The sequence below is a fragment of the Pseudoalteromonas sp. Z9A4 genome (assembly GCF_011378845.1).
GTDB classification, from domain to species: Bacteria; Pseudomonadota; Gammaproteobacteria; order Enterobacterales; family Alteromonadaceae; genus Pseudoalteromonas; species Pseudoalteromonas arctica.
Map to the genome: position 1 here is coordinate 157,250 of NZ_WTLA01000006.1, position 13,720 is coordinate 170,969.

Sequence of the window (13,720 nt, forward strand, 5' to 3'; positions counted from 1 at the left end):
AACAACAAGACCCACCTAAATGCGGTTACCTTACAAAAAAGGTATAAATTTATAAGCTGCTTTTAGCAGCTCAGTAATCGCTGCGTTACTTTTGATTGGGGGTTTTGAAAAACATCTTCAGTAGGGCCGTATTCAACTACTTCGCCTTTATCGAGTACAACCACATAATCACTGATGTGGCGCACTAGACTTAAATGATGGGTGATCATCACATACGTAAGGCCTGTGTCGCGCTGCAGCTTAAGTAATAAATTCACTATTTGCGCGCGTATAGAAGGGTCTAAAGACGAAACGGCTTCATCAAGCACAATCACCTTAGGATCTAAAATTAATGCACGAGAAAACGCAACACGCTGTAGTTGCCCCACACTAAACATATGCGGGTAGTAGTATTTATGATCGATTAACAAACCCACCTTTGAAAGCGTTGCATCGATCTTTTCAGTCCGTTCACTAGCATCAAGCTCAGTATTATATTGCAGGCAATCATCAAGCATTTCGCCAATGGTTAACCCCGGGTTGAGCGATGCAGCTGAATCTTGAAAAATCATACGAATATGGCGACATTGATTATCGCGTACGCCATTATCTTCGATAATATTATTCTCGAGCAAAATTTGCCCGCTATCAGCAGTATCAGCTCCTGAAAGTAGTTTTGCTAATGTACTTTTACCTGCACCTGTTTCACCAATTATGGCAATACTTTCGCCTTTACCGACACAAAACGAAATATTTTTAAGTACTTCAAACTTTTTACGTGAAAAAAGCCCAGCTCGCACATTGAATGTTTTTGATAGTGCTTGTACTTTTAGTAGCGGCTGCATTATTTCATGTCCTTAATTAACGGAAAATGGCACGCATAACTATGACCATGATGCTTAGTAAGGGTGGGAGTTACCACGCAGGCTTTTTGTGCTTGCGGACAACGCGGCCCGAGGCGGCAGCCAATAGGCAAGTGTTGCAGGGTAGGGATAGTCCCTTTAAGTGCATAAAAAGGTTCTTTATGCGCTAAACCTTGTTCGTAGTCTGGCAAGCTTTTTAGTAATGCTTGCGTGTATGGATGGCGAGGCTGTTTAAATATTTCATGGGTTGGGCCTGCTTCAACCATTTGCCCGCAATATAAAACATGAATGCCATGCGACCAATGTGCAATCTCTTCAAGTTCATGAGAGATCATCAAAATAGACATGTTTTTAAGTTGGTTTAAGCTTTTTAGTAATCTAAATACTTGTGCGCGAGTTGTACTATCAAGCGCTGTAGTTGGCTCATCAGCTATTAATAATTTAGGGGTGCGGGCAATGGCCATCGCAATCATTACTTTTTGACATACGCCTTCTGAGAGCTCATGAGGGTAACTACTTAGTACCGCTTCGTGGTTTTTAATACCCACCTTATGAATAAGCGCTTTTACTCTGTCTTTTCTCTCGCGGTTGCGTTTTAGAAAGAAACCTTTAGTTGCGACCTTTGGGAGTGTTTCGGCAATTTGGTCAAATATTTTAGCGGTTGGGTCAAGGCACCGACTTGGGTCTTGATAAATCATCGCTATATCTTGGCTTACTATTTTACGGCGTTTCTCTGGGCTTAAACGCATTAGGTCTACGCCGCGCCAATGAATACGATCGGCAGTAATGTCCCAGCGTTCGTTCAATACACCAATAATCGCTTTTGCTATTAGGCTTTTACCAGAGCCAGACTCGCCCACAAGCGCATGTACTTCGCCTTCTTTTAAGCTAAAGCTCACTCTGTCTACGGCTCTAATTACAGTTTCAGAGGTACGTAGTTCAATTGTTAAGTTACGAACATCGAGTAATTGCATTTAATCAGCCTTACGTGCTTTTAGCACTTGTCGCAGGCCATCGCCTACTAAATTAGTAGATAACACGGCTAAAAATAACAGTACACCAGGTAGCGCTACAGTCCACGGCGCTAAATAAATAAGGCCTAGGTTTTCGGCTAATATTGCGCCCCATTCGGTCGTTGGTGGCTGAGCCCCTAATTTTAAAAATCCCAGTGCTGAAATATCTAATATAGCGGTAGAAAGCGCCATCGTGAATATAACCACAATATGCTCATAAATATTAGGGAAAATACCGCGCGATATAATATGCCAATTAGACGCACCATCGAGTCTAAACGCAGTAATGTAATCTTTACTTAATTCATCAACAATCAGGTTACGCACTGAGTGAATAAACTGCGGCAGTAACGCTAAAATAATTGCCCATACGGTATTCATTAAACCCGGGCCGAGTATGGCGATTATTATTATTGCCAATAACAAAGAAGGGATAGAAAGCGTTATATCAAGCAAGTGATTTAAAAAGCTTGAACGCAGCCCTTTACTAATCCCTGCAAAAGTACCCACTAATACACCAAAAATAGTCGTGATCAGGGCAGCTACGACAGAAAGACCAAATGTATACGTAGCACCATTCATTAAGCGCGAGAGTACATCACGGCCTAAATCATCGGTACCTAAAAGAAAGCGTACATCGCCCATTTCTCGCCACGATGGCGGAATAAGTAGTGCATCACTGTGTTGTTGGTTTACACCATACGGGGCTAAAAAAGGAGCGGTGGCGGCTAATAGTGCAAACGCCATAAATATCCATAAACCAACCAAAGCAGGGTGGTTATTTTTAAACTTTCGCCAAAATCGCGCTAATGGCGATTTATTCGACTCTTCAGAAAATAAATTAAACTTTGCCATGGGCCTGATTCCGCGAGAGTGGATCGAATAAAGTGTAAGTAAGCTCAGCTGTAATAGAGGCTAAAATAACAAATAAAGATACTGCCATTAATCCGCCTTGAATTGCAGGAAAGTCACGCTGATAGATACTATCGATTAACCACCGGCCAATACCCGGCCACGAAAAAATGACTTCGGTAATCATCGCAAGCGTTATTAGCGTACTAAATTGCAAACCAATTTGCTTAATTACCGGCAGTAATGCATTACGCAGTGCATGGTGCATGATAAGTTGACGGCGGTTAAGGCCTTTTGCCCTAGCTGTTTTAATAAAGTTTTGATCCATAACCTTAAGCATAGACTCGCGAGTAAAGCGCACTAATACAGTGGTTGGATACATGGCCAGAACAATAGTAGGAAGTGTTAAATGGCGCAGCGCATCAACGAAAGCCATTCCTTTATATGGAAAGCCAGCCAGTGCAATATCAATTAAAATAAAACCAGTACTGGCGGGTATTTCGTAAAGCAGCCCCATTCTTCCTGACATAGGAAACCAGCCAAGCTTTAATGAAAAAACCATTATTAATAACAATGCGAGCCAAAATACAGGCATTGAATAACCCACCATAGTGGTAGAGTTTATAAGCTTGTCGGGCCAACGTTTATGATAGCCAGAGCCTAAAATGCCAGTCGGTACACCAATAACAACCGATACAATTAATGCGTATACGCTTAGCTCTAAAGTAGCCGGTAGCAAATCAACAATATGGCTAAACACACTATTACCAGAGGCAAACGAAAGCCCCCAATCACCCTGAAATATTCGCCCTAAAAAGGCAATGTATTGCATAAAGTAATTGCTGTTATATAAATATTTGTCTTCAAGCTCACTATGCTGTGCAAAGTTACTACTTGGTATGCCGCTTAAATTACTTAGCGGATCACCGGGAAATAAATACGCCAGTGAAAACGTAAATACGCTGAGCATCAGTATCATAAAAAAGAACAAACCAAGACGACGTAAAATATAATCTAAGATCATTATTTCTTCCTCGCATTGGCAAGCGAAATAGCGCCAAATGGGCCAAGTGTTATGCCTTCCACGTCGGCGCTACTCGCTTGAAAGCGCAGGCCATGAGCAATCGGTAATAGCGGCAGCTCTTGAATAATTAAGCTTTGTGCGTCTTCGTAGTATTTTTTACGTTTGTTTAAATCAGTGGTGTCTAGTGCTTGAGTAAGCAATAAGTCAAATTGGGGATTACACCAGTTTGCTGGGTTTTTACCACTAAAAGTAGCGGTACAACTCAGCAGTGGGCTAAAAAAGTTATCAGGATCGGGTGTATCTGCGGCCCAACCAAGTAATACACTGTCGTGCCTATGCTCGCCGATACGTTGAATAAACGTGTTCCATTCATATTCTACAATGCTTACATTAACGCCTACTTTGCGTAAATCACTTTGCATAAGCTCAGCCATTTTTCGCGCGTTAGGGTTATAAATACGACTCACAGGCATAGCCCATATCGTCATATCAAAGCCATCAGGTAAGCCAGCTTCAATTAGTAACTTTTTAGCAAGTTCTGGGTCAAACGTAGGTATATCTTCTTGTGGCTCAAATGCCCAAGAGGTTGGCGGCAAAATAGATTGTGCGCGAGTACCATTACCGTAATAAACCGCCTGCATTATTTTATCTACATCTATTGCATGCGCAAGTGCTTGGCGTACGCGCAAGTCGTCAAACGGGGCACGTTCTGTATTAAACGCCCAATAACCTATATTTAAGTTCGTTTCTTTTTCAACTTTTATATCATCACGTTGCGCTAAAATACTCAATTGCGCACTACTAGGATGAGCCGTTACATCGCACTCTTTAGTCAACATTTTTGCTATACGCGTAGTGCCGTTAGGGGTTATGTCGTAAACCAATTGTTCAAGTGCAACGTCGTGCTTCCAATAAAGTGGATTACGGTAAAAGCGTACAAGGTGATCTCGGCGGTATTCTTTATAAATATATGGGCCGGTGCCAATAGGGTACTGATCAAATAAGTTTTCTTCGTTTTTTTTCTTAAGTTCCATGGCGTATTCTTCTGAAAGCACCACGGCAAAGTCGGTCGCCATATTAGCTAAAAAGCTGCTTTCAGGATTAAACAGTTCAAAACGCACTTGGTAATCAGACACACGCACAATTTTACGAATAAGTTGATCAATTCCCACACTTTGAAAATACGGGTAATTAGCATCGCCCACAAAGTGATATGGATTGTATACATCGAATAGTCGGCTAAAGGTGAATATAACGTCGTCGGCGTTAAAATCCCGCGATGGGGTAAAATAAGAAGTTGTATGAAACTTTACATCTTTACGCAAGGTAAAGGTAACAGATTTACCATCTTTACTAATTTTCCAATCGGTTGCTAACTCACTTTGAAATTCTGCCGTAACAGGGTCAATGCTAATTAAACGGTCGTATAATTGGTTAGCAATTATATCAATAGTTGAACCGGTGGTCGTGACTTGCGGATTAAACGACACAGGGTTAGCTTCAGCGCAATAAACTAAGCCTTGGTTTTTTTCTTCTATGACTTCTTCTTTGCTATCAAGGCAACCAACTAAAGTGGTGGCAAGCAAAACAAGTAATAATTTATGCACCCGCATAACCTCTGACTATTGTTGATCCAACAAGTTGTATTTTTTAAGATAACCACGTAATTGATGATACGTTAAACCAAGTACTTCTGCAGTTTTCTTTTGATTAAATTGGCTATGTTCGAGCGCTTTATTAATCATGTTTATTTCAAAGTCGTTAGAACGCTCTTTTAAGCTGCACGGAAATTGAATATCAACGGATGAATCATTGCTTGTTTGAGTAATCGGCGGCGCAACAACAATAGGCTCGGCATTAACAGTTTGAGCCGCTATAGATGCTTTAATGCGCGCTTTTGGTCTAAATGGGCTATCGAATGGGTCTAAAATAATCTGGTGAACGGGGATATGTTCACTACCGTGGCGATATAAACTGCGTTCAACCACATTTTTAAGTTCACGAATATTACCAGGCCAATCATAACTAAGCAGTGTTTCTGTTGCGCTTCGGGTAAAACCGCTAAACAGTTCCCACTCTAAATCGCGTGCCATATTCATCGCAAACTGCTCAGCAAGAAGCATAATATCGTCTTGACGCTCGCGCAGTGGTGGCAGGGTAATTACATCAAAGGCAAGGCGATCGAGTAAGTCACTTCTAAATTCACCTTGCTCAGCTAAATAAGGAAGATCTTCGTTTGTAGCACACACTAAGCGTGTATCTACTTTTACAGTTTGTTTGCCGCCAACACGTTCAAACTCACCGTATTCTATAACGCGCAGTAGTTTTTCTTGTACCATAGCTGAGGTATTAGCTAATTCATCTAAAAACAGTGTGCCGCTGTTAGCGCGCTCAAAACGACCTTCGTGGCGTTTGCTTGCTCCCGTAAAAGCACCGCTTTCGTGGCCAAACAATTCACTTTCGAGTAAGTTTTCGTTAAGCGCTGCACAGTTGAGTTTTACGTAGTTTTGATCCCAACGCTTTGATAGAAAGTGTAAGCGTGCTGCTATTAGCTCTTTACCTGTGCCGCGTTCACCAATAATAAGTACCGGTTTATCTAAATTAGCCAGTTGCGATACCTGATCTAATACAGACAGAAAGCTATCTGATTGGCCGAGTAAATTATCCTGTTGGCGATATTGGCTCATATTTCCTAACTCTTGGTCATTTTTACTAACAGTTAGTGTATTTCATAATTAGGGATAACTAAAGAAATTTGTATATTTAGTTTAACGTAATGAAAATAAAGTGTATTTTAACTTTTAAAAAGTTGGCAAGCATATTGATACTAGTTATAGCAGACTAACTAAGTTTTAATTACAGAGGTAAATGTTATGGGAATTTTTTCACGTTTTGCAGATATTGTTAATTCTAATATCAACGCCATTTTAGATAAAGCAGAAGACCCAGAAAAAATGGTTCGTCTGATTATTCAAGAAATGGAAGATACGCTTGTTGAAGTACGTTCTACATCAGCTAAAACATTGGCTGAGAAAAAAGAAATAGTACGCCGCTTAGATACGCTTAAAGCACAGGTAAGCGATTGGCAAGATAAAGCCGAACTGGCTTTAAGTAAAGACCGCGACGATTTAGCGCGTTCAGCCTTACTTGAAAAGCAAAAGTCGGCAGATGCAGTTGCTTCAGTCGCTAGTGAACTTGAACATGTAGAGTCTCATATCGAGAAATTACAGCAAGAAGTAACGACGCTACAAGAAAAGCTAGCAGATGCGAAATCTCGTCAAAAGGCAATTATACTTCGCCAACGTTCGGCTGAGTCGCGCCTTGAAGTGAAAAAGACACTTGATAGCTCAAAAGTAGAAGACGCACTTAACCGCTTTGAACGTTACGAAACTAAAATTGATGGACTAGAATCTCAAATTGAGTCTTACGATTTAGGTAAAAAGACGTTAGCGGACGAAATTGCTAATCTACAAAAAAATGAAAAGATAGATGATGAGCTAGCCGAACTTAAAAAGAAGCTAGCTGATAAATAATTACATATAAAAATATATGGGGCCCATGTGCCCCACTGCTAAAAACGGATTGTCAGGAGAGGATTATGTTTGATCCAGAGATATTAGTTGCACCATTTATCTTGTTTATGATTTTTGTTGCTCCGCTGTGGCTAATTTTGCACTACCGTAGCAAAAAACAAGTAAGCCAAGGTTTAAGTGAACACGAACATCGCCAGTTACTTGAGCTTGCACATAAAGCCGAAAAAATGGCAGACAGGGTTGAAACACTTGAAGCATTGCTTGATCAAGAGTCACCACAATGGAGACGCAAAGTATGAGTGCCAAACGCGAATTATTAAGAGACCCACAACGCGGTAAAATAGCCGGAGTGTGTGCGGGATTAAGTGACTACTTTAATATGGAGTTATGGTTAGTTCGCATTATATTTGTTAGTGCGGTACTGCTAACGGGTGGCCCATTATTTGTGGTAGCGTATATTGCAGCCTGGTTCATTTTAGATAAAAAAGAGCCCGCAACAGCGCAAACTAAAAGCTCAACTAAGCATGACGATCCGCTAGAAGTAAAATTTAAAGTATGGCAAAAAGGCGAGCCGCCGCGCCGCGCATTGCAAGACTTAAAAGAGCGTTTAACGCGTGTAGATACTCGCCTTCAAGATATGGAGCGCCATGTAACTTCAAGCGAGTTTACGGTGAGCCGTGAAATTAACAAACTTTAAAGGATTTAATAGCACCTTATTTGCAGCGTGATAAATTACGGCAAATTAGGTGCAAGACACTTTATGAGCCAATCATTTGCAAAAAAGACCTTTAAAAGCATTAAAGGCAAAGCACAAAAAGCCCTTCATCGCAGTTTAGACCAACACGTAAAGCTTGCCGTAACTGGCCTAAGTGGTAGTGGTAAAACAGCCTTTATTACCGCGCTTGTTAAACACTTAACAACCCAAGCGGACGATAAAAACTTACCTTTTTTTGATGTAATGCGCGAGCACCGCCATGTGGCCACTAAAGTTGTGCCGCAAGAGGCGTTAAAAGTTCCTACGTTTAATTATACGCGCGCGCTAAATTCATTATTACCAAGCGATGGGATGCCTACATGGCCTGCATCAACCGAGCGTATTAATACTCTGCGCTTAGCAATAAAGTATCAAAGTAATGCAGGGCTGCGCGGCCACTTTTCCCCGCAATCAACGCTTTATTTAGATATTATTGACTACCCGGGTGAATGGCTCCTTGATTTACCTATGCTTGAGCAAAGCTATGCTCAATGGTGCGAGCAGCAATATCCGTTATTAACTCAGCCTTCGCGCGTAAACACATCAAGTGATTTTTTAATGGCCGTTGAGCAACTTGACTTAAACGCTCCCGTTGATGAAAACGCACTTGCCCATATTGCTCAGCTTTATCAAAACATGTTAGTCGGGCTTAAAAAAGACACCAAACTTGCCATGTTGCAACCTGGGCGCATGCTTATGCCTGGCGACTTACAAGGCGCGCCATTGTTATTGTTTTTTCCGGTATCGGGTAAAGTAAATAGTGACGATGTTGTTGCGGGTTCTAATTTAGCGCATTTAATTAAGCGCTTTAACGCTTATATAAAAGAAGTTGTAAAACCATTTTATAATGAGCATTTTAGACACTTCGATCGCCAAATTGTACTTGTAGATGTACTTAGTGCGCTAAACGAAGGGCACGAAACACTCCAAGAGCAAAGCAGTGTAATAAACCAATTACTCGCACACTTTAACTATGGCGAGTCGGGCTTTTTTAAACGTTTATTTAAGCCCAACATAGACAAAATATTATTTGCAGCTAATAAGTCAGATCATATAAGTTCTAAGCACCATAAAGATTTAGCACTGCTACTTGATTCGCTCGTGCATGAGCAAAGTAATCATTTAAAGTTTGATGGTGTGCAAATAGAAACCATGGCAATGTCGTCAATTACAGCAACGCAACCGCGCCAAATTGCCGACAAAGGCCAAACGCTTGACTGTATTTACGGTAAACCATTACACGAGCCTGATTGGCTTACGTATTTACCGCCGCAACCTCCCACGCGGATGCTTAATAAAAATGAGTGGCCAGCACAGGGATTTGAGTTTTTATCGTTCTCTCCAATGCCGAGCCCCGATAAACAACTAAAACATATTCGATTAGATCATGTCATGCAGTACCTGCTAGGAGACAAATTAACATGAGTGAGTCAAACCAACCATTTCAAGCAGGGCGTCGTATAGATACGCAAAGCATAGAGCAAAACGAACCCGTTTTAGCACCTGCAAAAATTATTCAGCACGGACAAAGTGATTACGAAGAACTTGAAGATGAAGCACTAGAGCCAGAAATAGATCTAGAACCTGTATACAAAAAGTCAAAGTGGCAAACGCTCAAAGGTGTTTTTGCTATTAGTTTTATAGTGCTGGTGCTTTTAGAGTTTGCATACTCGTTATTATTTGCTTTCGAGCAATCAATTATTTTAGGCAGTGTTTATTTAACCGCGGTTGTAAGTGGCGTACTGCTAATAGGGCGCTTATTGTGGCGAGAGTACCGAATGCTGCGCAGTTTAAAGCGTAACCAATTGCACCGAGTTGAAGCCGACAGACTTTTAAACAGCGAGCAAGTAGGCGGTGCATTACCTTGGCTTGAAAAGCTTAATAAACACCAGGAGCTTGATAACTTTGAAACCTTCAAAAACCAAGTGGCGACGCATCACAGCGACAAAGAAATAATGACGCTGTACGCCAATAGTTTATTAATAACCCAAGACACCAAAGCTAAAAAGCTTATAAATCGGTTTGCGACTGAATCCGCACTGCTAGTTGCCCTAAGCCCACTTGCGCTGGTGGATATGATGGCTGTGCTTTGGCGCGGTACTAAGTTAATTGAACAAATTGGTAAAATTTATGGCATTGGTTTTGGCTACGCGAGCCGTATAAAGCTGTACCGTATGCTGATAAAACAAGTAATGTTTGTAGGCAGTGCTGAGCTTGTATCTGACCTTGCTGCAACTGCACTGAGTGCTGAGCTTTTAGGTAAGCTTTCGGGGCGGGCAGCGCAAGGGGTCAGCGCCGGTATTTTTACAGCGCGTATTGGTTACAAAGCAATGGAGCTTAGTCGCCCATTACCACGGCTTGAAAACAAACGCAGCTTACTAAAAGGCACTGTGCAAAGCATCGCAGGTAAAATTATGAGCCGTAAAAAAGCGGAACCAACACAATAAAATACGAGGGCGTGTTGATCTTTGATGGTTGAATTTGCAGCAGTGTGTTTGGTATTTAGGCAAGGCAGAGCCTATGTAGTGTGGTTATTCCCCATAAATGGGTGATAACGTAGCATTAATGCCAAACAGGCGCTGCCCAAAGGTTCTTCCTAGGGGCTATTTACTCTTTGTTGCCTATATGGATGTAGGTAAGGGGCGTGAGCAGGACGCGGAAGCTTTGCTCGGTTTTTACTTAGCCCACTAGGTTACAAACCTCGCGCCGCGATTTAATCGCCCCTAGATTGAACAAATTTCAATCCGCAAAGGTCAACACGCCCTGGTGGCAATATTTGTGTACAAACGTGCGCTGCACGGTTTTTACACAAATAGCCATCTGAGCATCCGGCATGCTTGCTGTTTGTAAGCGCATACGTTTTGATTGTTGAATCGCAAAAACATAATAATCAAAAAATGAGCCTACAATGAGCAAGCATCATATAAACACCCAGTGTATTCACGGACCACAAAAAGCAAACGACCCGCACGGCGCACTCACTTCTCCTTTGTATCAAACCTCTACCTTTCATTTTGAAAATGCCGCACAAGGTGCTGCGCGTTTTGCAGGCGACGAACCTGGCTATATTTATACGCGTTTAGGAAACCCCACAACCACAGAGCTTGAGCAAAAAGTTGCTCAACTAGAGAGTTGTGAAGCAGCTGCTGCAACCGCAACAGGTATGGGGGCCGTATCTGCCTCAGTACTGAGCTTTTTATCGCAGGGAGATCATCTTGTTGCCTCAAGTGCTTTGTATGGTTGTACCTTTGCGTTTTTCTCGCATATGTTGCCGCGCTGGGGAATCGAAGTCACTTTTGTTGATATGACCAACGAGGACGAACTACGCGCTGCTATCAAACCTAATTCAAAAATGATATTTGTAGAAACGCCAATTAATCCCACTATGGCGGTTATTGATTTAGCACTTATTGGCGCAGTTGCTAAAGAGCACAATTTAATTAGTGTGGTCGACAACACCTTTTTAACGCCGTTACTACAATCACCCAAGAAATACGGTATCGACATTATAATGCACAGTGCGACCAAGTATTTAAATGGTCACGGAGACGTGGTCGCCGGTATTGTATGTGGATCGCTTGAGCACATAACACACATTAAAATGACCGTACTAAAAGATATTGGTGCAACCATAAGCCCGCACGATGCATGGCTAATTAATCGAGGCCTAAAAACACTCGCTATTAGAATAGAGCGCCATTGTCAAAGCGCACAAACAATAGCCGAATATCTAGAAGCGCACCCACAAGTAAGCACCGTATATTACCCGGGGCTTAAATCGCACCCAGGTTATAAGTTCATTGGTAACCAAATGAAAGCCGCTGGTGGTGTTATTGCGTTTGAAATAAAAGGTACGCTACAAGATGGCGCACAATTTATTGATAGTATGAAACTTTGTACACTTGCAGTAAGCCTTGGCGACGCTGAAACACTGATTCAGCATCCTGCATCTATGACTCACTCGCCTTATACGCCAGAGGAGCGAGCTGCCGCTGGAATAAGTGATGGGCTGATCAGGCTCTCGGTTGGGCTTGAAGATGTTAACGACATTATTAGTGATTTAGACCAAGCTTTTACTAAAATCGGTTAGGTGTATTTAATTGTGTACACATTAAAATAAGCTGCAGGCCTTTATTTAAAGGTCTGTATTTTTAATGTTCCACAGGTGTAATTTTAACTTTACGATTAAGGTGATCGCGCCAAATACTGATGTTAGCCTGTCTATTAAACTTTTCTTCACTTTTGCATAGTATGGAGTCATTCGATATTCAATAGGTTTGAGTATCACACTGACACCGATTTAGGGCTCACACCCAAGAAGGTACTTATGGCTAAAGCAAGTAAATACACATCCAAAACACCAGACGAAAATGGTGTTATACACTGGAGTGATGAAGAAAATAAAATTTGGTCTGAGCTTGTAGCGCGCCAACTTGCATGCATTGAAGGCAAAGCCTGCGATGAGTACATGCAAGGGTTAAAAAAGATTAACCTGCCGCACGATCGTATTCCGCAGTTAAGCGAACTAAATGAAGTGTTACTAGCCACTACCGGTTGGCAAGTTGCACCAGTACCTGCGCTTATCGACTTTGATGAGTTTTTTAGATTACTGGCAAACAAGCAGTTTCCGGTAGCTACATTTATTCGTAGCCGCGAAGAATTTGACTACCTACAAGAGCCAGATATTTTTCATGAAATATTTGGCCATTGTGCCATGCTAACTAATCCTGACTTTGCTGAGTTTACGCACAAGTACGGGCAATTAGGTTACGCAGCGCAGAAAAAGGACCGTGTATACCTTGCGCGTATATACTGGTTTACGGTTGAATTTGGTTTAATGCAAACCGAAGACGGCCTGCGTATTTACGGCGGTGGTATTTTATCAAGTCCAGGTGAAACTCAGTACGTATACTCAAACACGCCAGAAATCAGCCCGATGAATGTGCTTGATGTACTGCGTACTCCGTACCGTATTGATATTATGCAACCACAGTATTACACCATAAATTCGATTCATGATCTGTTTGATATATCGCAAATGGATATTATGACTTTGGTTGAGCGAGCTAAAGAGCTTGGTTTGCACGACCCAAAATTTCCACCAAAAGAAAAATTAGCCAGTTAAACATTAATGCTAAAAAAGCTAAAAGTAAGGATTTAGAATGTCTTCATTAAGTGCACAAAAATGCGAAGCCTGTCATGTAGATGCGCCAAAAGTATCTGACGAAGAGTTAGCACAATTAATTACTAAAATCCCAGACTGGGTACCAGAAGTACGCGACGGCATTATGCAGCTTGAGCGTGTTTATAAATTTAAAAACTTTAAACAGGCTATCGCATTTACTAACAAAGTAGGCGATATGGCAGAAGACGAAGGCCATCACCCAGGTTTATTAACCGAGTGGGGCAAAGTAACGGTTACATGGTGGAGCCATTCAATTAAAGGCCTACACAAAAACGATTTTATTTGCGCAGCTAAAACAGACGACGTATTTAACGCGCTGTAAACCACACTATTGAGCGAACCAACAAAAGCACTTATTTTATAAGTGCTTTTTTAGTTTTGGGAGGTCATTGCTAACAATGAGCAGCAGCTCGGTATTGTTTTTATCGGCGTAGATACCATCTCTTCTAACCAGCCTCAAGCTTTCTTTAAATAGCTTGGGGCTGATATTCAGTTTGATTCTTCACAACACCAAAAC

General features: G+C 41.6%; 14 protein-coding genes. 8 read left to right on the top strand and 6 right to left on the bottom strand.

The genetic code is table 11. The annotated features are described in order from the left end of the window. Nucleotides 1-62: 62 nt before the first annotated feature. From GQR54_RS07155 to pspF, 6 genes are read right to left on the bottom strand one after another with little or no spacing between them, the layout of a single operon-like run. A complete protein-coding gene (locus tag GQR54_RS07155; protein ID WP_166376982.1) occupies nt 63-824 on the bottom strand; it encodes an ATP-binding cassette domain-containing protein in 762 nt (253 codons plus the stop codon). Then, nucleotides 824-1,816 carry an oligopeptide/dipeptide ABC transporter ATP-binding protein gene (locus GQR54_RS07160; RefSeq protein ID WP_166376983.1) on the bottom strand — a complete coding sequence of 331 codons (993 nt, stop codon included), beginning with the start codon at nt 1,814-1,816 and terminating at the stop codon, nt 824-826. The genes GQR54_RS07155 and GQR54_RS07160 overlap by 1 nt, the downstream gene beginning before the upstream one ends. Next, nucleotides 1,817-2,710, bottom strand: coding sequence for an ABC transporter permease subunit (locus GQR54_RS07165; RefSeq protein ID WP_024592757.1), 894 nt, complete (start codon nt 2,708-2,710; stop codon nt 1,817-1,819). Continuing rightward, the gene (locus GQR54_RS07170) at nt 2,697-3,731 is read right to left on the bottom strand and encodes an ABC transporter permease (protein ID WP_007580956.1); all 1,035 of its coding nucleotides are present in this window, start codon (nt 3,729-3,731) and stop codon (nt 2,697-2,699) included. Before GQR54_RS07170 ends, GQR54_RS07165 begins: the two co-directional genes overlap by 14 nt. Next, nucleotides 3,731-5,338 (bottom strand): ABC transporter substrate-binding protein, encoded by a 1,608-nt coding sequence (locus tag GQR54_RS07175; protein WP_166376984.1) that lies wholly within the window; start codon nt 5,336-5,338, stop codon nt 3,731-3,733. Before GQR54_RS07175 ends, GQR54_RS07170 begins: the two co-directional genes overlap by 1 nt. Before the next feature lie 15 nt (nt 5,339-5,353). Further along, nucleotides 5,354-6,418, bottom strand: coding sequence for a phage shock protein operon transcriptional activator (pspF, locus tag GQR54_RS07180; RefSeq protein ID WP_166376985.1), 1,065 nt, complete (start codon nt 6,416-6,418; stop codon nt 5,354-5,356). Between the two features lie 186 nt (nt 6,419-6,604). Between pspF and pspA the strand changes: the two genes are divergently transcribed. The 8 genes from pspA to GQR54_RS07220 all read left to right on the top strand — a co-directional run bounded on the left by pspA (nt 6,605) and on the right by GQR54_RS07220 (nt 13,525). Next, a complete protein-coding gene (gene pspA, locus GQR54_RS07185; protein ID WP_002958333.1) occupies nt 6,605-7,264 on the top strand; it encodes a phage shock protein PspA in 660 nt (219 codons plus the stop codon). A 65-nt stretch (nt 7,265-7,329) separates the two neighbouring features. Next, nucleotides 7,330-7,563, top strand: coding sequence for an envelope stress response membrane protein PspB (pspB, locus tag GQR54_RS07190; protein WP_024612319.1), 234 nt, complete (start codon nt 7,330-7,332; stop codon nt 7,561-7,563). Next, a complete protein-coding gene (pspC, locus tag GQR54_RS07195; RefSeq protein ID WP_024590986.1) occupies nt 7,560-7,961 on the top strand; it encodes an envelope stress response membrane protein PspC in 402 nt (133 codons plus the stop codon). Before pspB ends, pspC begins: the two co-directional genes overlap by 4 nt. 63 nt (nt 7,962-8,024) lie before the next feature. Further along, nucleotides 8,025-9,443, top strand: coding sequence for a YcjX family protein (locus tag GQR54_RS07200; protein WP_166376986.1), 1,419 nt, complete (start codon nt 8,025-8,027; stop codon nt 9,441-9,443). Then, nucleotides 9,440-10,465, top strand: a complete 1,026-nt coding sequence (locus tag GQR54_RS07205; RefSeq protein ID WP_165725408.1) for a TIGR01620 family protein — start codon at nt 9,440-9,442, stop codon at nt 10,463-10,465. Before GQR54_RS07200 ends, GQR54_RS07205 begins: the two co-directional genes overlap by 4 nt. Nucleotides 10,466-10,926: 461 nt before the next feature. Next, a complete protein-coding gene (megL, locus tag GQR54_RS07210) occupies nt 10,927-12,108 on the top strand; it encodes a methionine gamma-lyase (protein WP_166376987.1) in 1,182 nt (393 codons plus the stop codon). Between the two features lie 237 nt (nt 12,109-12,345). Then, on the top strand, nt 12,346-13,143 hold the full coding sequence (gene phhA, locus GQR54_RS07215; RefSeq protein ID WP_010553750.1) for a phenylalanine 4-monooxygenase: 798 nt from the start codon (nt 12,346-12,348) through the stop codon (nt 13,141-13,143). Between the two features lie 37 nt (nt 13,144-13,180). Then, nucleotides 13,181-13,525, top strand: coding sequence for a 4a-hydroxytetrahydrobiopterin dehydratase (locus GQR54_RS07220; RefSeq protein ID WP_002958326.1), 345 nt, complete (start codon nt 13,181-13,183; stop codon nt 13,523-13,525). Nucleotides 13,526-13,720: the final 195 nt, after the last annotated feature.

Bases quoted from the DNA above. Each gene is read 5' to 3' on its own strand.
- GQR54_RS07155 (WP_166376982.1), bottom strand. From the start codon at position 824: ATGCAGCCGCTACTAAAAGTACAAGCACTATCAAAAACATTCAATGTG.
- GQR54_RS07160 (WP_166376983.1), bottom strand. From the start codon at position 1,816: ATGCAATTACTCGATGTTCGTAACTTAACAATTGAACTACGTACCTCT.
- GQR54_RS07165 (WP_024592757.1), bottom strand. From the start codon at position 2,710: ATGGCAAAGTTTAATTTATTTTCTGAAGAGTCGAATAAATCGCCATTA.
- GQR54_RS07170 (WP_007580956.1), bottom strand. From the start codon at position 3,731: ATGATCTTAGATTATATTTTACGTCGTCTTGGTTTGTTCTTTTTTATG.
- pspF (WP_166376985.1), bottom strand. From the start codon at position 6,418: ATGAGCCAATATCGCCAACAGGATAATTTACTCGGCCAATCAGATAGC.
- pspA (WP_002958333.1), top strand. From the start codon at position 6,605: ATGGGAATTTTTTCACGTTTTGCAGATATTGTTAATTCTAATATCAAC.
- pspB (WP_024612319.1), top strand. From the start codon at position 7,330: ATGTTTGATCCAGAGATATTAGTTGCACCATTTATCTTGTTTATGATT.
- pspC (WP_024590986.1), top strand. From the start codon at position 7,560: ATGAGTGCCAAACGCGAATTATTAAGAGACCCACAACGCGGTAAAATA.
- GQR54_RS07200 (WP_166376986.1), top strand. From the start codon at position 8,025: ATGAGCCAATCATTTGCAAAAAAGACCTTTAAAAGCATTAAAGGCAAA.
- GQR54_RS07205 (WP_165725408.1), top strand. From the start codon at position 9,440: ATGAGTGAGTCAAACCAACCATTTCAAGCAGGGCGTCGTATAGATACG.
- megL (WP_166376987.1), top strand. From the start codon at position 10,927: ATGAGCAAGCATCATATAAACACCCAGTGTATTCACGGACCACAAAAA.
- phhA (WP_010553750.1), top strand. From the start codon at position 12,346: ATGGCTAAAGCAAGTAAATACACATCCAAAACACCAGACGAAAATGGT.
- GQR54_RS07220 (WP_002958326.1), top strand. From the start codon at position 13,181: ATGTCTTCATTAAGTGCACAAAAATGCGAAGCCTGTCATGTAGATGCG.